This window comes from Mycobacterium mantenii (assembly GCF_001667865.1).
GTDB classification, from domain to species: domain Bacteria; phylum Actinomycetota; class Actinomycetes; order Mycobacteriales; family Mycobacteriaceae; genus Mycobacterium; species Mycobacterium mantenii_A.
This window is the reverse complement of sequence record NZ_LZJP01000096.1, coordinates 110,904-129,800: the sequence shown is the minus strand read 5'-3', so window position 1 is coordinate 129,800 and position 18,897 is coordinate 110,904. Positions and strand designations below refer to the sequence as shown.

Annotated in this window: 16 protein-coding genes and 1 pseudogene; 7 read left to right on the top strand and 10 right to left on the bottom strand. The window is 64.7% G+C overall.

The window, feature by feature from the left end:
* Window positions 1–5: 5 nt before the first annotated feature.
* The gene (locus tag A5688_RS17190) at window positions 6–1,217 is read left to right on the top strand and encodes a cytochrome P450 (RefSeq protein ID WP_242660312.1); all 1,212 of its coding nucleotides are present in this window, start codon (window positions 6–8) and stop codon (window positions 1,215–1,217) included.
* Between the two features lie 81 nt (window positions 1,218–1,298).
* Here the strand turns inward: A5688_RS17190 and A5688_RS17185 are convergent, their stop codons facing one another.
* Entirely contained in the window at window positions 1,299–2,759 is a 1,461-nt protein-coding gene (locus A5688_RS17185; RefSeq protein ID WP_067911955.1) for a class I adenylate-forming enzyme family protein, read from the bottom strand.
* Window positions 2,760–2,853: 94 nt separating this feature from the next.
* On the opposite strand from A5688_RS17185, the gene A5688_RS17180 reads away from it, so the two are divergent.
* Together A5688_RS17180 and fadD4 are read left to right on the top strand one after the other, a co-directional pair.
* Window positions 2,854–3,150, top strand: coding sequence for a hypothetical protein (locus A5688_RS17180; protein WP_067911860.1), 297 nt, complete (start codon window positions 2,854–2,856; stop codon window positions 3,148–3,150).
* 3 nt (window positions 3,151–3,153) lie between these two features.
* On the top strand, window positions 3,154–4,686 hold the full coding sequence (gene fadD4 / locus A5688_RS17175; protein WP_067911857.1) for a fatty-acid--CoA ligase FadD4: 1,533 nt from the start codon (window positions 3,154–3,156) through the stop codon (window positions 4,684–4,686).
* Window positions 4,687–4,928: 242 nt separating this feature from the next.
* Here fadD4 and A5688_RS17170 read toward each other — a convergent pair whose 3' ends face one another.
* Both A5688_RS17170 and A5688_RS17165 read right to left on the bottom strand, forming a co-directional pair.
* Window positions 4,929–5,552: a hypothetical protein gene (locus A5688_RS17170; RefSeq protein ID WP_242663214.1), complete on the bottom strand. Its 624-nt coding sequence runs from the start codon at window positions 5,550–5,552 to the stop codon at window positions 4,929–4,931.
* A gap of 125 nt (window positions 5,553–5,677) precedes the next feature.
* Complete coding sequence (locus A5688_RS17165) at window positions 5,678–5,986, bottom strand: hypothetical protein (RefSeq protein ID WP_067911952.1); 309 nt, start codon at window positions 5,984–5,986, stop codon at window positions 5,678–5,680.
* A gap of 685 nt (window positions 5,987–6,671) precedes the next feature.
* Between A5688_RS17165 and A5688_RS17160 the strand changes: the two genes are divergently transcribed.
* Window positions 6,672–7,157 carry a hemerythrin domain-containing protein gene (locus tag A5688_RS17160; protein WP_068268222.1) on the top strand — a complete coding sequence of 162 codons (486 nt, stop codon included), beginning with the start codon at window positions 6,672–6,674 and terminating at the stop codon, window positions 7,155–7,157.
* 468 nt (window positions 7,158–7,625) lie between these two features.
* Here the strand turns inward: A5688_RS17160 and A5688_RS28345 are convergent, their stop codons facing one another.
* The gene (locus A5688_RS28345) at window positions 7,626–8,996 is read right to left on the bottom strand and encodes a PPE family protein (protein WP_068268221.1); all 1,371 of its coding nucleotides are present in this window, start codon (window positions 8,994–8,996) and stop codon (window positions 7,626–7,628) included.
* A 1,259-nt stretch (window positions 8,997–10,255) separates the two neighbouring features.
* On the opposite strand from A5688_RS28345, the gene A5688_RS17150 reads away from it, so the two are divergent.
* Window positions 10,256–11,665, top strand: coding sequence for a WS/DGAT/MGAT family O-acyltransferase (locus A5688_RS17150; RefSeq protein WP_067911949.1), 1,410 nt, complete (start codon window positions 10,256–10,258; stop codon window positions 11,663–11,665).
* A gap of 197 nt (window positions 11,666–11,862) precedes the next feature.
* Here A5688_RS17150 and A5688_RS17145 read toward each other — a convergent pair whose 3' ends face one another.
* Window positions 11,863–12,573, bottom strand: coding sequence for a helix-turn-helix transcriptional regulator (locus A5688_RS17145; RefSeq protein WP_067911846.1), 711 nt, complete (start codon window positions 12,571–12,573; stop codon window positions 11,863–11,865).
* 96 nt (window positions 12,574–12,669) lie between these two features.
* Here A5688_RS17145 and A5688_RS17140 point away from each other — a divergent pair, with 96 nt between their 5' ends.
* Window positions 12,670–13,437 carry a DUF2249 domain-containing protein gene (locus A5688_RS17140; RefSeq protein ID WP_067911842.1) on the top strand — a complete coding sequence of 256 codons (768 nt, stop codon included), beginning with the start codon at window positions 12,670–12,672 and terminating at the stop codon, window positions 13,435–13,437.
* Between the two features lie 77 nt (window positions 13,438–13,514).
* Here A5688_RS17140 and A5688_RS17135 read toward each other — a convergent pair whose 3' ends face one another.
* The 4 genes from A5688_RS17135 to A5688_RS17120 all read right to left on the bottom strand — a co-directional run bounded on the left by A5688_RS17135 (window position 13,515) and on the right by A5688_RS17120 (window position 15,949).
* Window positions 13,515–13,706 carry a ferredoxin gene (locus A5688_RS17135; RefSeq protein WP_067911838.1) on the bottom strand — a complete coding sequence of 64 codons (192 nt, stop codon included), beginning with the start codon at window positions 13,704–13,706 and terminating at the stop codon, window positions 13,515–13,517.
* A 63-nt stretch (window positions 13,707–13,769) separates the two neighbouring features.
* Window positions 13,770–14,243 (bottom strand): hemerythrin domain-containing protein, encoded by a 474-nt coding sequence (locus A5688_RS17130; RefSeq protein ID WP_067911835.1) that lies wholly within the window; start codon window positions 14,241–14,243, stop codon window positions 13,770–13,772.
* Window positions 14,244–14,259: 16 nt separating this feature from the next.
* Window positions 14,260–14,727 carry an OsmC family peroxiredoxin gene (locus tag A5688_RS17125; RefSeq protein WP_067911832.1) on the bottom strand — a complete coding sequence of 156 codons (468 nt, stop codon included), beginning with the start codon at window positions 14,725–14,727 and terminating at the stop codon, window positions 14,260–14,262.
* A 217-nt stretch (window positions 14,728–14,944) separates the two neighbouring features.
* Complete coding sequence (locus A5688_RS17120) at window positions 14,945–15,949, bottom strand: Acg family FMN-binding oxidoreductase (protein ID WP_067911827.1); 1,005 nt, start codon at window positions 15,947–15,949, stop codon at window positions 14,945–14,947.
* A gap of 210 nt (window positions 15,950–16,159) precedes the next feature.
* Here A5688_RS17120 and A5688_RS27395 point away from each other — a divergent pair.
* A pseudogene (locus A5688_RS27395) lies at window positions 16,160–16,270 on the top strand (succinate dehydrogenase/fumarate reductase iron-sulfur subunit); the annotation flags it as partial.
* Window positions 16,271–16,427: 157 nt separating this feature from the next.
* On the opposite strand, the gene A5688_RS17115 reads toward A5688_RS27395, so the two are convergent.
* Window positions 16,428–18,788, bottom strand: coding sequence for a glycoside hydrolase family 65 protein (locus A5688_RS17115; protein ID WP_067911824.1), 2,361 nt, complete (start codon window positions 18,786–18,788; stop codon window positions 16,428–16,430).
* Window positions 18,789–18,897 lie beyond the last annotated feature (109 nt).

Genomic DNA, 18,897 nt, shown 5'->3' with positions numbered 1-18,897 from the left:
TTGTGATGCGCACTGCCGACAACGCTCACATGACGGACTACACATTTCAGAGTGGACCCGTTCCGCCCTGTGCGAACTTCGCCAAACTCGACGGACTGCAAAAGCAGCACCGGCCCTACCTGCAGACCGAGGAGGCCGGCGGTTATTGGGTGATCACCGATCACGATGCGATCCGAGAAGGGCTGCAGCACCCGGAGTTGTTCTCGAACCGGGTGATGGTGCCCACCGAGCCCAACCCGGCCTACAAGTGGATTCCGTTGATGCTCGATCCCCCGGAGCATTCGGTGTGGCGCCGACTGCTGGCTGAGTACTTCTCGCCGGGCCGAGTCAAAAGGCTTGAGCAAGAGCAACGTTCGTTTGCCAGCGAACTCATCGAAGGGTTCCGGGCGACGGGAAGTTGCGATTTCTATCGCGACTTCGCGGCGATCTTCCCCACCACGATCTTCTTGCAGATCATGGGCCTGCCCATCCATCGGTTACCGGACTTCATGGTGTGGGAGGACGCCATCTTGCGGGCCAACGCCGACAGCGACCCGGACGGGTCGAAGGCCGGAGCTGCGATGGTCGAGGTGATGGGTTACTTCGCCGGCCTAATCGCCGAGAAGCGGACCAATCCCGACAGCTGGGAAGACGATATCGTCAGCCACGCCCTGGAGTGGCGTATCGACGGTGAACCACCTGCCGACCAAGATCTGTTGTCCTGCTTTTTGTTGCTGTTCATGGCGGGCCTGGACACAGTGACCTCGCAGCTCTGCTACGCCATGCATCACCTGGCCAGCCACCAAGCCGGCCGTGCCAAACTTGTTGCCGATCCGGACCGCGTGCCCGACGCCGTCGAAGAGCTGGTGCGCGCCTACTCGATCGTGCAGACCGCACGGATCGCCATGCAGGACATCGACTTTCACGGCTGTCCGATCAAAGAGGGTGACATGGTGGCCTTTCCGCTTGCCATGGCCAACCGCGACCCGAAGGAACACGAGCGCGGTGGAGAGGTCGACTTCGATGCCGGCGCGCCGCGTCATATCGGATTCGGCGCCGGTCCGCACCGCTGCCTCGGTTCGCATCTGGCCCGCCAGGAGATGGTGGTCGCCCTGCAGGAATGGCACCGCCTGATTCCCGACTACCAGCTGGCCCACGACGGCGAACTCGGTGCGGTGTCGGAGCACGCCGGCGGTGTCTTCGGTATCGATCGGCTGCCCTTGCGGTGGGACATCTGACGCCGAAGGCAGTTCTGATGCGTCTGCGCCGGACGGCTGACACCCAGCTCGGGCTGCGGGTTGACGGGGCTCGGCGTCAGGTCAACTGTTCAAGCTTGCGACGATCTCGCGGCGCAGCACCTTGCCGGTCGTGGTGGTGGGTAGTTCGTCACGAAACACAATGCGGTCGGGAGTCCTGGATCCGCGCAGCCGATCTCGCACGAATGATCGCAACTCATCCGGGTCTGGTGTGCTGCCGGGCTCCGGAACCACGGCGGCCACGATGATCTGGCCCCACTGGGCATCCTCGGCGCCCACCACGGCCACCTCGCGCACCTGGGGGTGCTCCACCAACACATCTTCCAGTTCGGCCGGGGCGATGTTCTCCCCGCCGCGGATGATGGTGTCATCGGCGCGGCCGGCGATGAACAAATAGCCCTCTTCGTCGAATTCGGCCAGATCCCGGGTGGGGAACCAGCCGTCCTCGTCGAGCGCCGAGTCCAGTCCGGCATAGCGCCCGGACACCTGCTCACCGCGGACGAACAATTCGCCCGGCTCGCCCGCCCCGAGAACCCGGCCGTTCTCGGCGCGGATCTGGATCTGGATTCCAGGTAGCGGCCGTCCGACCGAACACAACCGCCGCGCGATGGCGGGTTCTGTTGCACGGTGGGCGATCCGGTGCTCATCGGGGCCCAGCACGGCGATGGTCGAGCTGGTCTCGGTCAGCCCGTAAGCGTTGACGAATCCGGTGTCGGGCAGCAGGTCCAGCGCGCGGCGCAGCAGCGGCTGCGCCACCTTGGCGCCTCCGTAGGCCAGTGTGCGTAACGACGGCAGTGGCTGAGGGTCCTCCTGCAGTTCGGTGACGATGCGGTCGAGCATGGTGGGCACCACGGTCGCGGTAGTGATCTTTTCGGCACGGACGGTGCGCACCCAATTGCCGGCATCGAATCGAGGAAGATACACCATCCTGCGCCCCGCATAGAGGTTCGACAAGGCCGCCGTGACCCCGGCGACGTGGTACGGCGGCACCGCGATCAGCACCGCGTCTTCGGCTGCCGCGGAGGCGAATTCGACGCTAGCCAGCACGTAGCTGGACAGGTTGGCGTGAGTCAGTTCAACCGCCTTGGGCCTGGCGGTGGTGCCCGAGGTGAACAGCAGGACCGCGATGTCATCAGGATCGACAGGTGTGTCCTCGCCCGGCTCGGCGACAGTGGCGGACGTCAGGAACTCCGCGGTGTCGATCACCCGGTGAGTAGTGCCAATTGCGTCGCGATAATCGGGATCGACGATCACCAGCGGACCGGGCAGCCGGGCGATCAGCTCATCGAGCGCGGCCGGGCTGAGGCGATAATTGAGTGGGGCGAACGGCAACCCGCTACGGGCGGCGGCGAATATCAGCAGCGGCATCATCGACCCTCCCAGCCCGATGTAGGCGACGCTTGCGGCCTGGTAGCCGGACAGCGCGGCGGCCCCTCGCCGGGAAAGTGTGTTGATTTCGCCAGAGGTCCAGCGCTGCTCATCGCACACCACGGCCTCCCGATTGGGGTCGGCCGAGGCGGCCATCTCCAGCAGCACTGAGATCCCGTGCACGGTGGTCTCCCTTGTCTTGTCCGAGCTACTACGATTAACTAGATCAGTATCCTATTAAGGAGGTGTGATGTCACTCAAGCCGGGGATGCGGCTGTCGACGCCCGCATCCGCTTGTGAGGTGTTGGTGGTGCGACCGCCGGGAAATGCAGATGAGGGCGTATTGACTTGCGCCGGAGCCGAAATGGCAGCCAAGGGTGCCAAGGGGCTCGATGGCGCATCGGTCGACATCCAGCTTGGCAAGCGCTATTTAGATGAGTCCTCTGGGCTGGAGGTGCTGTGCGTAAAGGCGGGGTCTGGCCCGTTGCAGTTCGCTGGACGTGAACTCGTCGTTCGTTGGGCGAAGCCCTTGCCGGCATCGGATTAGTCGATGCAAATTCGGCAGTGGGTGGACTGCGAGCGGGCCGCGCTGATCGTGCATCCGGCGGGCGTAGAGATCAGCTTCGCGCAGCTTGAGGCGCGCGCGAACCGGTTGGCCCATTACCTACGCGGCGTGGGCTTGCGCGAAGGCGACACGGTGGCCGTGGTGATGGAGAACAACGAACACATGCACGCCGTGATGTGGGGAGTGCGGCGCTGCGGTCTGTACTACGCGACCATCAGTACCCACCTCACCGCGCCGGAGGCCGCGTACATCGTCGAAAATAGTGGCGCCCGGGCGATCATTGGCTCGCGGGCCACTCGTGCCCTATGTGCGGGGTTGGGCGAGCAGCTCCCCGGGGGCCTTCCGGGGGTGCGCCTGCTCGCTGATGACGATCTGGATGGTTGGGAGCGCTATCCCGAGTGCGTCGCGTCGTGCCCGGATACCCCGATCGCCGATGAGTCCGAGGGTGATTTGCTGCAATATTCATCCGGAACCACCGGGCGACCCAAAGGGATTCGTCGTGCCCTTCCGCAGACGTCACCACAACAGTCGGGTGTGATGCTGGCGCCTCTGCTTAGTGCAGTCGGAATCGACCAGCATGCGGTGTATCTCAGCCCTGCGCCGCTGTACCACACGGCGCCGTCGTTTTGGTCGATGTCGACCCAGGCCCTCGGAGCCACGGTGGTGATGCTGGAAAGATTTGATGCGCAGGACGCGCTGGAGGCGATCGCCCGTTATCAGGTCACTCACGGCCAGTTCGTGCCAACCATGTTCGTTCGGATGCTCAAGCTTCCCGCATCGGTGCGCAGCGCTTATGACACGTCGAGCCTGCGCCGCGTGGTGCATGCGGCCGCACCGTGTCCGCCCGAGATCAAGCGGCAGATGATCGATTGGTGGGGGCCGATTGTCGACGAGTACTACGGCTCCTCAGAGGGCGCCGGTGCGTCCTATATTCGGGCCGAGGAGTGGCTGACGCATCCGGGGTCGGTGGGCCGACCGATGGTCGGGTGTGCCCACGTTCTCGGCGACGACGGCGTTGAGCTACCGCCGGGGCAGCCGGGCGAGATCTACTTCGAAGGCGGATTGTCCTTCTCGTACCTCAACGATGACGCCAAGACCGCCGTGGCGCGCAACGACCGCGGCTGGGTCAGTGTGGGAGACATTGGCTATCTGGATGAGGACGGTTACTTGTATCTGACCGATCGTCGGCACCACATGATCATCTCGGGAGGGGTCAACATTTATCCGCAGGAGACCGAGGATCTCCTGATATGTCACCCTAAGGTGCTCGACGCGGCGGTCTTCGGAACCCCCGACGCGGCCATGGGTCAGTCGGTGAAAGCCGCTGTGCAGACAGTGGACCCGGCCGACGCGACCGACGAGTTCGCCGGTGAGTTGTTAGACTGGCTACGGGATCGGCTCGCTCGATACAAGTGCCCGCGATCGATCTCTTTCGAGGCTCAACTGCCCCGTACTGATGCCGGCAAGATCTATAAAAGCGCACTGGCCCGCAAGTACGGAGCGGACGAGTCTGGTTAGGGTTAGCCATTTTTCAGGGATGGAACACCCTATCGCCACCACGGCACGGCGCTGTCTGGATGAGTAGCGAGTCTATATCCGATATCACACGCCTCATCACCTATGCTGCTGACAGCCGATTTCAGGTGCGGTACCAGTCGGAGGGGAACATATCGCTGTGGCAGTGCCTCGGTTTCGTAGATACTGGGGGTCGGATCGTAATGGCTTCCCTAATGGTGCCCCGACGCGGCCGACTGATCTGGTTACGGCGAGGGCCTTCTGGGCGTGAACCACTCGACCTTGGTGTGCCAGGATCGCGCGGACCCGTATGCGAAGCCGACCGCTGCCAGGCACGCGCACAGCCATACCGGCAGAGTGATATCGATTCCCGCCTCGGCGGTAGTCACTTGGATCACCGTGGCTGCCCCACCAAAGGCGGCCGATACGAGGTAGAGGTTAGCGGTCGCTCTCGAGCGGGGATCCTCTCGCAGGATCAGCAGCACTCTGCCCGCATAGCTGAACAAATAGACCAGCAAGCCGCCCAACACCAGCCAGTAAGCACCGAACCAGACTGTGCTGACATGAGCCGGGAACAGATCCGCGTGATAACCCTCGTCGGCGAGGATGAACACCAGCACGAGCACTGGAATACCCAGCAGGAGAGGGCTTTTGACGTGCCGACGGAAGAGTCCGCGGAGTTGGCGTTCGTCATCGAGTCGGGCCAGTCCATGATAGATGATCGCGGTTACCGCGGCGATGAGGCAGATGTGGCCTAAGAGATCTTCAAAGTTCCACCGCCCGAGAATGCGATGCAAGCGTGGCCCCAAGGTCGCCGATGCCCACGGTGACATCAGCAGCACCGCGCACCCTTGCAGTGCGATGTTCAAACTCGCGCCGGCTTCCCACCGTGAACGCCAACTATGACGTCGCACCCACAAACTGGCGACGACCGCGACCAGCGTGAAAACGATGAGCGCGAATCTGATTGTCAAACCGGACCTCGCAGCCGATGTCAGATAGGTGGTTTGGTGGGATCCGGGCGCAAATCGCGCAGCCGCGGGGTGGCGGGTAACGATTCCACATATTCAGCGACCGCATCGCGGGAGACCAAGCCGAAGCGGACCTGTAAGTCGACGGGATTGAGCCCGAAGTACTTGGCGACCCGGATCAGATTGTCGGCGTTGATAAGCCTGCCTTCGCGAGCTGCCTTGTAGTAGGCCGACTTACGGTAGCCAAACGCTTCGTAGACCTCGGTTGCGGCGAGAGATCTGCCCACAAGGTAGGGCAGAACCACCGCTGGGTCTTTGTCGCGGTCGTCCATGCCCATCAGGGTACCTGCCAGGTGGACATAGAGCGCAATCGCTGGAGAAAAGGTTTCCAGAGGCTACTGTTGTCTACTGTAATAGACTATCGTATCCGACGGAGGACTTGGCCCATGAGAGGAGAGCGGTTGCTTGCCCGCCTTATCGCTGGAATTCACCCGACGGATCCGACCTCGGAGCCCAACGCGGTGCGCGGTCGGCGTGGTCGCCGCGGCTTTCGTGGTCGCTGGCATCGCGCCGTCCCTCGGGCGGCATGACGGCACGGGACGTGAAAAGGCCGAAGCAGTGGGTGTTTTGACGACGTCCGATCATCGCGAGGGCCCGGAAGGTGCGGTTTCGGTCGAGAGGGGGAGTCGGGCCAATCCTGGCGGCGCGCCCTCGCGGGTAGGCGGGGCCCCGATCCACCACGGTGTGCTCGCCCAGTGCATTGCCGGGCTCAACTGCTAGTAGCCGCCGCCAGAGGCTATGCCACCGGATGAAGTCGAGCGACGGCAATGTGACGACCGAGGCTTCCCCCGTGATTATTACCGCGCGGCGAAAGCGTGGATCTGGGCCCCGCTCAGCAGCGCTACGCCATGCTCCGGTTGCGCGGTTCTTTGAGGCGGGTACCGCAGTCGACCTGGAACCCGAACTCGACGAAAGCGGACGGCTCCGTCCTGCGGGCTGACGCGGAGGGAGCACAAAATGCCCGGCGAGGTTTTATCTGCCGCCTTGATGCGGCAGCACCGCGAAGTCAACGCTGAAATCGAGCTTTTCATCGAGAAGCTCGGTGCCGACGGTTTGCAACCCGAACTAGTGACGTCGATGTTGGAAGTGTTGCGTCGGCACATCTACCTGGAGGAGGTCTTCGTGTTCCCGCCAATCCGGGAGACCGGGATTGTGATGCCGATCTTCGTGATGATGCGCGAACACGGCCAACTGTGGAGGACGATGGATGCACTCACGGATCTGCTCGCTGACGGAAACGACAGCTTGCGGCTGAGGGATACGTGCGTTCAGTTGCTGGATCAGCTGCACCGGCACAACTTCAAAGAGGAGCCGCCCGTCTATCTCCACGCCGACTACCATTTGCCGGCGCCGACGAGCGCGGAACTGAGCCGGTTCCTCGTTACTGGGCGCATACCCGATGGATGGGTTTGCCAGCACGCAGGCACCAAACGCTCACCGTGACTAGGCAACGCGCGCTCCCAATCCCGCGGGGCGGCTCCGCTGAAGGCCGCTGTGGTCGAACCTCCCTTCGGTCTGGCGATCGGACTTAATCGGGCGACTACCGGGACGACGGCACGGTATCAGTCACGACGCCTGCCGGAAAGCCCCTGCCGCATTCCCCGACGGATCTGTTGCTTTCGGGTCGCGCCGTCGGTCGGGGCGCTCGGGCCGCAGCTACAGCTGAGGTTGCCGAAAGGGTTGAGGTTAGAGCCACCGGGGCTCGGATCGGCAACCGCCGGCGCCGGCCGCACGGCGCAGAACACCACGATCAGGGCAACACAGGTCAGCGTTTTGATGTTGAAAGCCAACGGGGTTCGGGCGACCAGCGAGGGCCGCCCTGGCTGGGGTGGCTTGGCTATGGCCATGCGACTTCCTTTCGAGTTGATGCGCTTGTACACCCTTGGACGATGTGGTGACTGATTCGGTGCACTACCCGGCCACCGGCGAATGCGGAATGAGCGAGACGCGCATGCCGACGCGCTGAACCGCACCCTCGGACTCGCGGCCGACCATGCCGCCCAACGGCAGCTTGGACACCGCGGTGCCGGGTGATGCGCCGGGCGCGACGGCCCACCCGCCCGGCGCCGCCCCGCCGTTGAGCGCCGGCAGCGGGGCGACCGACGACACCGTCGTCGCCCAGCTCGGGGGTACGGACAAGGTGCTGAGCGAACTGGCTTGGCCCACGCTCGCCGACGCGCCTTGACCCAGTCCTGCCAGCGGCCCGAGGTTTTCCAAACCGGTGGCGGCGCCCGCACCTCCCATGCCCGCGATCCCGGCGCCACCCTCGGCCCCCAAAATGGATCCGGCGCCCGCTTCATCGAGCGCTAAGCCCTGGTAATCCAGATCGAGGCCATAGAGGTCTATGCCGATGCCACCGCCGTCGGCGATCAAACCGGCGCCGTCGGCGCCGTACCCGGCCGCCTCGGATGCCAGCCCGGCGGCGGCTCCGTCCGCCGCGGGTGCGGCAGCGAACGCCGACGCCAATCCCGAGGCCGCGCCCGCACCGGTGCTCGCGGTCTTTGTCGCGCTTTTACCCGAGGCGCCGGTCAGGCTCGACAGTGAACTGAGTGGGGCGGAGGCTCCCGACGATCCCAGCGACGCACCGGTGCCCATCGCCGCCTGCGACAGACCGGCGCTCGAGGAGGAGCTGGGGGTTGAGAGACTTTGCAGGGTCTGGGGCACCGAGGAGATCACCTGCGTCGCCGATGTGTGTGCGGTACTGCCGGCGTGGGCTGCCGCGTGGGTGAGGGCGGCGAGGTGGCCGGCGGCCGACGGGTTGGTCGTTTGCGGCGGCGACGGCACGGGCGAAAGTGTCGATGCCGAAGCGGAATTGGCGGCGTAGCTGTACATCGCGGTGGCGTCCTGGGCCCACATCTCGCTGTACTCGGCCTCGGTCGCCATGATGGCCGGCGTGTTCTGCCCGAAGATGTTGGTCTGAATCAACGCCAGCAGGCGCACCCGGTTGGCCGCCACCAGGGGAGGCGGCACCGTCATCGCGTATGCGGTTTCGAACGCTGCCGCGGCGGCCGTCGCCTGCGCCGCCGCCTGCCCGCACTGCTCGGCGGTCGTCGTCATCCACGCTATGTAGGGCATGACCGCCGCCGCCATCGACATCGACGCCGGCCCCGACCAGGACTCGTCGGTGAGGCTCGCGACCACCGCGTGATAGCTGCCGGCGCCGTCGGTCAGCTCGGCGGCCAGCGCCTCCCACCCCGCGGCGGCAGCCAGCAAGGTGGCGGGCCCGGGCCCCACGTACATTCGACCAGAGTTGATCTCCGGTGGTAAAGCGCCAAAATCCATGTCTATCCCTAATTTCTTGGTTGTTCGTCTGGGCTGACCTTGCTCGCGCCGTCGCCTCGGGGTGACGTGGAGGCTTCGCGCGCACGACATCTGGTCAGCGGTAGAAGCAAGTCGTGACGAAATGAAAATCGCCAAGGCGTCGCGCAATGGCGGCGTGGTGAGCTACGTCGCGGACGGTTCGCCGCTTGACGTTCGAATTTTGCGGAACTGGCGCGCCGTGTCGCCGTCGACAGCGTCGAGCACACCTATGAAACAGCCGCGACGATCGGATCAGCCGATGCCGAGGACGCGGAAGCTATTGGTGTCTAACGTTTAACCTGCCGCGACAGTGGTGGGCGCCGACGAAGAGCCGCCCTCGGTCAGCAGCGGGCGATGCAGAATCGAATCAACAGATTTTCGTTGACGGACCTCAATGCCGGCGCACGAGCGGGTGCGTCAACCCACTGCTGAAACCGCGCAACCCCCACCGTTGGGGGTACCGCGGATCCCGACGGGCGGGGCGTGGAGAGCGCCACACTGGTCGACCGAAAGCGCTTCAGCCCTGCGCTTTTGAACGCCTGGTCGTCGTTCACGGTCGACCCCACTCCAACACGACGGACCGGGACCGACCCGTTGGTCAACGCCGTCGGGCCAGAAACCGGACCGATCGATGAGCTCACTACGTTGGGCTGCAACGCATCGGTTGTCGTCTCGGCGCGCAAAGCCCCGCAACTGAGCACAGCTGCGAGGAGGGCTAGCGCAGCAACGATGGCTGACGCAGATTGCTGTCGTGGCCACCGTGACGGTATTACAACTCCGAAACTCACAGTGCTACCAACGCTACCAGCCGCGATGCCGCGCCTGCCACAGAGCGCACCATCGGCTCCTGGCTGGCGCCAAACACTTTGGCCAGGCGGGGGCGCGGCGCAAGACGTACGAAGGGAATGCGGTTGATGCGCTCACTCGGGCGAGCCGGGCTAAGCCGCTTGCGGCGGGAGATATTTTAATGAATAATATCCGTTAAATAGATGGTTGGGCAACTTGCGAGAGGGCACTTGGGCGGATGGTCAGGATGGTTCCAAGCCCGTCGGAGCGCATGCATCTAGGCGCTAACCGACAGTGCCAAAACATCTTTCGCCCCATGCCTGAGAGTGCTGGGGCAGATTTCCGCGCTGTTACCCGGCCGCTCGGCTTGGGGACTTTTGGCCCTGCTGTCGCGCCCGCAGCGCAGGCGAAAATGGTGTTACTACTAGTTGCATATAAAGTTGGGAGGTGTGGTCGTGGATCAATTGACAACCCTTGATGCGGGCTTTCTCAAAGCGGAAGACGCTGACCGGCACGTGAGTTTGGCGATCGGTGGCCTGGCGGTCATCGCGGGGCCGATCCCGGACCGTGATTCGTTGATGGCGACACTTGCTCGGCGGGTGCGCGCGTGCCCCCGGTTCGGCCAGCGGCTGCGAACGCGCCCGTTTGACCTCGGCGCACCGGAATGGGTGGACGATCCGGACTTTGATCTCGGCCGTCACATACGACACGTTGCCCTACCACGGCCCGGAGACGACCGAGAGCTATTCCAGCTGGCCGCCGATGCGCTGTCTCGGCGTCTCGACAGGGATCGGCCGCTGTGGGAAATCTGGATCATCGAAGGCCTGAGTGACAATCGGTGGGCAATGCTCACCAAGATCCACCATTGCATGGCCGACGGAATTGCCGCCACCCACATGCTCGCCGGCCTATGCGACGACGGAATCGGCGAGAGCTTCGCAACCGATATCCGCGCCACCAAAGAGCCTAAAGCGCAAGGTCTCTCGCTGAGTTTCTGGGATCTAAGTCCACTGAGCGTGCTGGGAGGCCTTTGGAACGCATCGGCTGCCATCACGGCGGCCGCCACCCGCACGGCATTGGGTGCTGCAGAAATTGCCGCCGGTATGCTGCGCCCCACCACGACGTCGCTGAACGGGCCGATAACAACTTTGCGTCGCTACAGCGTCGCGCGGGTCCCTCTCGCCGACATCGCGCAGATATGTCGGACTTTCGATGTCACCATCAACGACGTTGCGCTCGCCGCTATCACGGAGAGTTACCGCGACGTCCTCCTCCAACGGGGGGAAGAACCTCTGCCGGATGCGCTTCGCGCGTTGGTGCCGGTGTCGATGCGGACTGCCGACGCGTTCGATAAGACGGACAACCGCGTGTCCGTGATGCTTCCGTACCTACCGGTCGACGAGGAGCACCCGGTGGAGCGGCTGCGGACCGTCCATTCCCGCCTGAACCGCACGAAGTCTCACGGTCAGCGCCAGGCGGGTCACGCTTTCGTGTCGATGGCCAACCGCATTCCATTTCCCTTGACCGCATGGGCAGTCCGATTGTTGACCCAACTGCCGCAACGCGGCGTTACCACGTTGGCGACGAATGTTCCGGGCCCTCGTCAGCCACTGCAGCTCATGGGCCAACGAGTGCTCAGTGTGTTTCCGGTACCGCCGATCGCGATGCAATTGCGCACCGGGGTGGCAATGCTCAGCTATGCCGAGGACCTCTTTTTCGGTGTCCTCGCCGACTACGATGCCGTGGCAGATATCGACGCACTGGCCCGCGGAATCGAGTTGGCGGTGGCACGTCTGGTAGCAATCAGTAAGCAACCTAAGAAAATACGCGGTCGTCGAGGACTGTCACTCGTTGTCAGTGTCTAGCCAGAGGCGCTTCCCGGGCCGCTTCAGCGCAACCATCGTGCCGACGAACCCGAGCACTACCGAGACACCGTGCATTCGGTCAGCCTCGCCGTCTTGATCGGCGCAGGCAGGTCGAGCGGCACCAGCGCCGAATCGAGTCCGGCCAAAGCGCGAACCCGCCGGGAACCAGCAGTATTGCCCGGGCTGGAACCCGCCGGTCAATCACCATGTCGCACAGCGGGATCGGGCAGGAACAGCCGGCAGGCGCCGGGTTCGGCGAACGGAATGAGATCGAGGCCCCGTTCATTGGGGGCGCCCAACCGCTCCAGCATTCCCGCGACGATTCCAAGGTGGACCTGACAAACGACAGTCGGGTAGCGGCTGGCCGCGTCCAGCAACGGGCACCGACGCAACGCGATGCCCCGTCGGACGCCCAGGGTGCCTTCTCCGTCGTCCGGCGCGAAGCCGAGACGGGTGAGCGCCTCGAGCACGGACTGCCGCGGATCGCTGCCGCCCTCATTCCCCTCGTCGATGAGCTCGCGCCCCCACTCGATGCCGGCCGCCCGCGCATCGCGCTCGGGGTGGACGCTGTTGCGAGCCAGATGACCGGCCAGCGCGGTCGCCAGACCCGCGTAATCGCGGACCGCGACGGCGGGGTCGGCGGCCGACACGCGATACAACGCCGCCGGACGTCCGCGTCCGAATGCGGTTGCCGTGGAGCGCTCCGCGAGCCCGAGCCCAACGACCGCGTCGAGGTGTTCGCGAACGGTGTTGGGGTGCAGCTCAAGAGCGGTGGCGGCGTCAGCGACCCGGACGGGGGAGTGCGCGCGCACATACTCGAGCACCCGCAGTCGCTGCCCGGACAGCGCCACCGGCGACCGGAGCACCGGCGTCGGTTCGGGCCCCAGGGCGGCCACGCCTTTTTTCACGGAATTTAGTGTAGTAAATTAGGAGGCAATGCACATAGGGCAAATGAGTCACCATTCGCTCAGCGGAGCTTCTGGACTCGACGGGAAGGAACCAACATGCCGGCCAACGATGTGATCGTCGCGTCCACAGCAGCTGACGCCGAGGCGGTCGAAGCCATCAAGGGTCATCACGCTCAGCTCGCCGGACAGCTTGCGGTGCTCACCGATGCGATGCTGTGGGCGGTCGAGCGTGGTGCGGACTTCGAGCCGGCGCGCGCCGCGGCCCTGGCCTTCCTGACCGGCGAGCTGCTGCCGCACGCCGCCGCTGAAGAGGGCCGCCTGTACCCGGCTGCCACCCGGACCGAGGGCGCGCGGCCGCTGGTCGAATCGATGATTGCGGTGCACCGCATCATCGGCTCACTCGTCGAGCGCATCCGCATCGAGCCACCGCTGCGTGCGGCCGCGTCCGGCCACGCCCTGCGGGTGGTGTTCGACGCCCACCTGACCGACGAGAACGAGCGGATCCTGCCGATCGTGGCCGGCGATCCAGAGGTCTCCCTCGTCGAGGTGACCCGCGGGATGCATGAACTCCTCGGCCATGCCCACCCAGCCAACGGCGCCGAGCCATCGCACACTTGCGGTTGTGGCGAAGCCGATACCGACACTCCCGTGCTCGACGTTCGCGACGTGCCGCACTCGATCCGGCATGCCACCGTGTTCGGCGCGTTCGACGCCGTTCCGGCCGGCGGCGCGCTGGTGCTGGTGGCTCCACATGATCCAATCCCGCTCCTGCACCAACTCGACCACCGCGCCTCGGGCCGGCTCGAAATTCAGTACGAGCTGCGCGGGCCGGAGGCCTGGCGGCTGCGCCTGATTAAGCGGTAGGCAACCGCTACTTCAGACAGGCGGCTCGAAATCCGTTGTGACGCAGCATACTGAGCAGCCTCAGCGTCAGCCGAATGCTAGTCTGCGCGCGATAACGCCGCGCGAGGGCAGGCTTCGATCGCCTGCTCGACCAGCGTCTCCTGCTCGACGGGGACGGGGTCGGTGATGACCACGGCGTACTCGTCGTCATCGAGTTGGAACACCTCCAGCGCGATATTCACACAGAACGCGTTGCCCTCACAGCGATCACGGTCTACCACGACGCGCATGTGAATCCTCCTTTAGTCCGACTCCGGCTGTCGGATGGGCTGGGAGAGCACAACAGTCGAACCTCACCCACCCGCTTGCTGGCATACCCATCCATCCGGGGCGCGGCCGGTCTCGATGAACCGGCGCAGTTCCGCGCTCGTTTGTGGTGGTACGCCGGTGTCGGCGTTGGGATAGATGACCGGCTCCTCTTTTGAGTTGTGCTGGTGAAGTTGGTCCAGCAGCTGCACGCACGTATCCCTCAGCCGCAAGTTGTCGTTTCCGTCAGCGAGCAGATCCGTGAGTGCATCCATGGTGCGCCACAGCTGACCATGCTCGCGCATCATCACGAAGATCGGCATCACGATCCCCGCATCCCGGAGCGGAGGGAACAGGAACACCTCTTCGAGGTAGATGTGCCGGCGCAGCGCTTCCAATGTCTCGGTTAGGACTTCGTACTGGATGCCGCCGCAATCGAGCGTCTCCATGAAAGTCTCTATCGCAGCGTCGATCTCGCGGTGTTCCCTCGTCAGCTCGACAGCCAAGGCCAGGCTGGGCATCGCGTGCTCCTCTGCGTCAACCCGCGGAGCGGGCGGATTCGCTCTCGTCGAGCTCGGCGTCGACACTGATCGTGGCGCCGGCGAACAATCGCGATACCGGACACAGGGCAGCGGCCTGGCCCACCACGGTGGCGAACGCTTCGTCGTCCAGGCCCGCGACCTGCGCCCGGACTTTCAACCGCGACGTGGTGATCGTCGGGATTCCGTCGACCGCGTCCAGGATGACGGTGGCAGTGACATCGAGTCGCTGTGGCGGCGTGTGGTTTTCGCCCAACTTCAACGCCAGTGCCATCGCGAAACACGACGAGTGTGCCGCCGCCGCCAGCTCCTCGGGGCTGGTCTTGCCGCCCGGCTGCTCAGTCCGGGAGGCCCAGGTCAACGGCAGGCCATCCAGAGCCGCGCTGCTGCCCTGCGACAGCATTCCCTGGCCAGACGCCAGCGGGCCCTCCCACTGGGTCTGCGTGCTCCGTTCGGCAATGCTCATACTCCGCGACTCCCTTATCGGCGACCCAAGGGGCCAGTTTTTACAAGCGTGACTGTGTAAACGCTAGACCATGGCGGCGCGTGTTGGCTAGAGGGTTGTGCGGCTTGTCGACTGAGCAAGCGTTTGATGCATTGAAGCCGCGCAATGTCGCGCCGGCACGCCGCATTTCGTGCAGAGGCGTCAGGATGGACTGCTCGCTGGGTGGTCGGTCGGTCACTCATCCGATGCTGGCTAATTGTTGGGGCACGTTCGTCCATTCCACCACGCGGGAAAGCCTCCGCCGCGGCGTCGGCGGCAATGGATCGACGTTGACCGGCGCCCAGCCCACCCGGAGCAGCATCTGGGGATATGCATCGATGCCAAACACGTTGGAGCGGAGTGCGTCTCGGGTTGTCGGGATCTCCAGTGGTTCGGTGATCGGGCAACTCGCCAGTCCCAGCATCGTCGCGGTCAGCAGTATCGCGCTGGCTGCTTCGCCGGCGCGGAGTTGATCCAGACGGTCGTCGGCCTCGGTGCCCAGCACCAGCATGACGGCGTTGTCCGCGGCGGGTGAGGCTCCCGGCGGCTGCGCCAGCGCAGGTCCCGCGAAGATGCGGCCGGGTATCCGCGCACTGCAATCATGCTGGGGGGTGTTACGGGACGGGACGCCCGCCCTGGCGCTGTATCGCCCGCTCCACATGGTGAGCTCGCCGAGGTAATCGCGATTGGTTGCGTGATCCCGGGCGGCTTGCTTCACGATCTTGGTCAGCTTGTCCATGGCGTCGACTTGGCGCACGATGACCGCCATCCGGGTGGCGAGATCAACCATCGCGGCGATGTCACCGGCCGGCACCGGAGAAGCGCTGTAAGTCCGCCGATCAGACTGGCGCCGCGAGATCGCTTCCGCCAGCGCGACATCCGTGTGATCGGGGGCGTGGGGGGACACCTCGATGGCCGCGAGGTGGCTGGGGTCGTCCGGATCGGGTAGGCGATGCACCCCGGCGCGCCAACCCGTCGCCGCCAAAGCGACCACGCAATGGTTCAGCGTCGCACCGCAACTCAGCATCGCGTCACGGCCGTCGGGGTCGGTGTTGGGTAGCTGTACGCGCGGGTCGGAGTAGAGGTGCAGGCTCGTTCGATCCACCCGCCACCGCCAGGGTTGCGTGTTGTAGATGGAAGGCGCCCGGGTGGCCAGTGTGAGGACCGCGCAAAGCGTCTCGGTGTCTGGAAACTGAGTGCTCATGGCAGGGGCCTTTCGCTGCTCTCTCGTCGACGATCGGGTAACCACGCCGCCGAGAGCCTGATCGGATTACTCGTGCCCGCGCGACGACTTAGCGCCGTTGACCACATGTTATTATTAATGAATAATATCCTTTAAATAGCTCCCAGGCAAGTGTAGCCAGTACGGAGCTCAATTGACGTATAACGCCGGCGATGCGGGTGTAGCGCCCTCGAGGTCAGTCCAGCGGGCATCACGATCACCGACAACGAAATGAAGGAACGCGTCTGCGGCCGACGCTACGATCCGGCAGTGTGGCTGGGCAACAAGCTATTCCGTCGGTAGCGGCCGAAGTAATCGTCGGCACATGCTCGATCAATGGTGCAATGGTGAATTCTGTTCGGACTCCGGCCAGGCCGGTAATACCCCGGCTCCGTGCGATTCGGACTTGGTGACGCGAACGTGCAACGGAAATGACGGTCAAGGCAGTTGCGGAGTCAGGCTACGAGCGGTGACTTCGTGGACTCGGTGCCCGCCCGGGTGGCTGCGTCGGCGGAGGGACCTTCACGGATACGGGGGGAATCGCAAGAGTGATTGGCTTACTGGCGGGGACGGTGATCGGCTGGCCATGGTGGGCCAGGTGCAGTGGTCCACCCGAACGCAGGGCATACGTTGCGCATGATGCCGTGACCTCGACGGCGAGGCACCGCCCGTGCAACGTGATGGTGAAGGCGAGCCGAGTCAACGCGTCGGGCAGACGCGGGGCGAAGGTGAGGGCTCCGTTTTGGTCTCGCATGCCCGCCAGCCCGGCGATCAGGGCGATCCAGCTGCCGGCGAGGGCGGCCATGTGCAGCCCGTCGCGGGTGTTGTGTTCCAGGTCGTCGAGGTCCATCAGAGCGGCCTCGCCAAGGTAGTCGTAAGCCAGTGCGGTGTGCCCGACCTCGGCGGCGATGACCGCCTGGGTGCATGCGGAGAGTGACGAGTCGCGGACGGTCAGCTTTTCGTAGTACGCGAAATTACGGGCTTTCTGGTCGGGGGTGAAGGCGTCGGTGCGGCGGTGCATTGCCAGAACGAGGTCGGCTTGTTTGACCACTTGTTTGCGGTACAGGTCGAAGTACGGGTAGTGCAGCAGCAGCGGGTACCGCTCGGCCGGGGTGGCTTCGAAATCCCAGACCTGATGAGTGGTGAAGCCGTCGGCCTGTGGGTGCACACCGAGCACCTCGTCGTAGGGGACGTACATGGCCTCGGCGGCCGCCCGCCATCGGGTGGTCTCCTCGTCGTCGACGCCGAGCGCATGGGCACGATCGGGGTGGCGGTCGGCGGCGTCGGCGGCTGCACGCAGGTTCTGTTGCGCCATCAGGTTCGTGTAGACGTTGTTGTCGGCGACCGCACTGTATTCGTCGGGGCCGGTAACTCCGTCGATACGGAAACGCCCGTCGATGTCATAGTGACCGAGAGATGCCCAGAGCCGGGCGGTTTCGGCGAGCAACTCAACGCCGATGTCACGCTCGAATGTGCTGTCACCGGTGGTGTCACGGTAGCGGATGACGGCGTCGGCGATCGCGGCGTTGATATGAAACGCGTCGGTGCCTGCCGGCCAGTAGCTGGAGCATTCTTCGCCGTGGATGGTGCGCCACGGGAACGTGGCACCGGCCAGCCCGAGTTGTGCGGCGCGTGCGGTCGCCAGCGGCAGAGTGGAGTGGCGCCAGCGCAGCGCTTGCGCAGCGGCGTCGGGGAAGACTTGGGTCAGCACCGGCAACACGTAGGCTTCGGTGTCCCAGAAGCTATGTCCGAAATACCCGGGCCCGGTGAGTCCTTTCGCGGGAATCGCCCTGCCCTCCGCGCGGGCGGCGGCCTGCAGGATGTGAAACAGCGCGAACCGCACCGCGTGCTGGATCTGGGGATCGCCGTCGAGTTCGATGTCGGCGCGCGACCAGAATTCGTCGAGGAAGGCGCGCTGTGCGACGCGCAGACCGTCCCAGCCGGTCTGTTGCGCGGCGAACAGGGCCGCGTCGGCCTGATCACGCACGGCGGGCAGTGAGCGGTGCCCCGACCATCCGTAGGCGACGAACTTGTCCAGACGCAGCCGGTCCCCGGGTCGGAGCTCGGCCGTAATGGTCACCCGGCCCAGATGCGGGAAACTCTCGGAGGTCACCACCGTAGTGGCGGGCCCGTCGACGACATGCTCCATCACCGCAGCGATACACAACTCACTGTTGGCGGTGGTATGGACCAGTCCTGCGAGGGTGCCCCTCGCGACGTGTTCGCAAGCGATGAGCGGCGCGAGTTCTGGTAGCCCCGCCCTCGGGTCGCCGGGCGGGGGCGCGGGCAGCGCCTCGTTGGCGACCAGTTCGGACTGGATCACCACCCGCACCACATGGTCGAGAGCTTCGACCTCATAGCGGATGGCGCCGATGGCACGCTGCACCAGCGACACCAGCCGGGTCGAGGACACCCGCACAGCGCACCCCGCCGGCGATGCCCAGTCGGTGCGCCTACGTAAGATTCCGTCGCGAAAGTCCAGGCACCACTCGTGGGCGTCCAGCCGGCCGTAGGTGACGTCGAAGGGCTCGTCGTCAACAAGCAGGCGAATCAGCTTGCCGTTGGTCACATTTTTGACGACCTGCCCAGACTCCGGGTAGCCGTAGCCGGGTTCCACATACGGCAGGGTTCGCCGCTCGTGAACCCCATTGAGGTAGCTGCCCGGCAATCGGTGTGGCTCACCCTCATCGAGGTTTCCCCGCCAACCGATGTGCCCATTCGACAGCGCGAACAGCGATTCGATTTGCGCAAGCATCTCCAGGTCGAGCGATGTACAACGCAGACACCACGGTTCCATCCGGAACGAAGGATGCTTGATCATCGGTGGCGAATCGCATCCGTAGACATGGTGTGGGCACCATGCGCGCCAAGCTGATTGGGTTTGCCGACTACACCCGATACGTGCCAGGACGACATCAATGCTCGCGTGT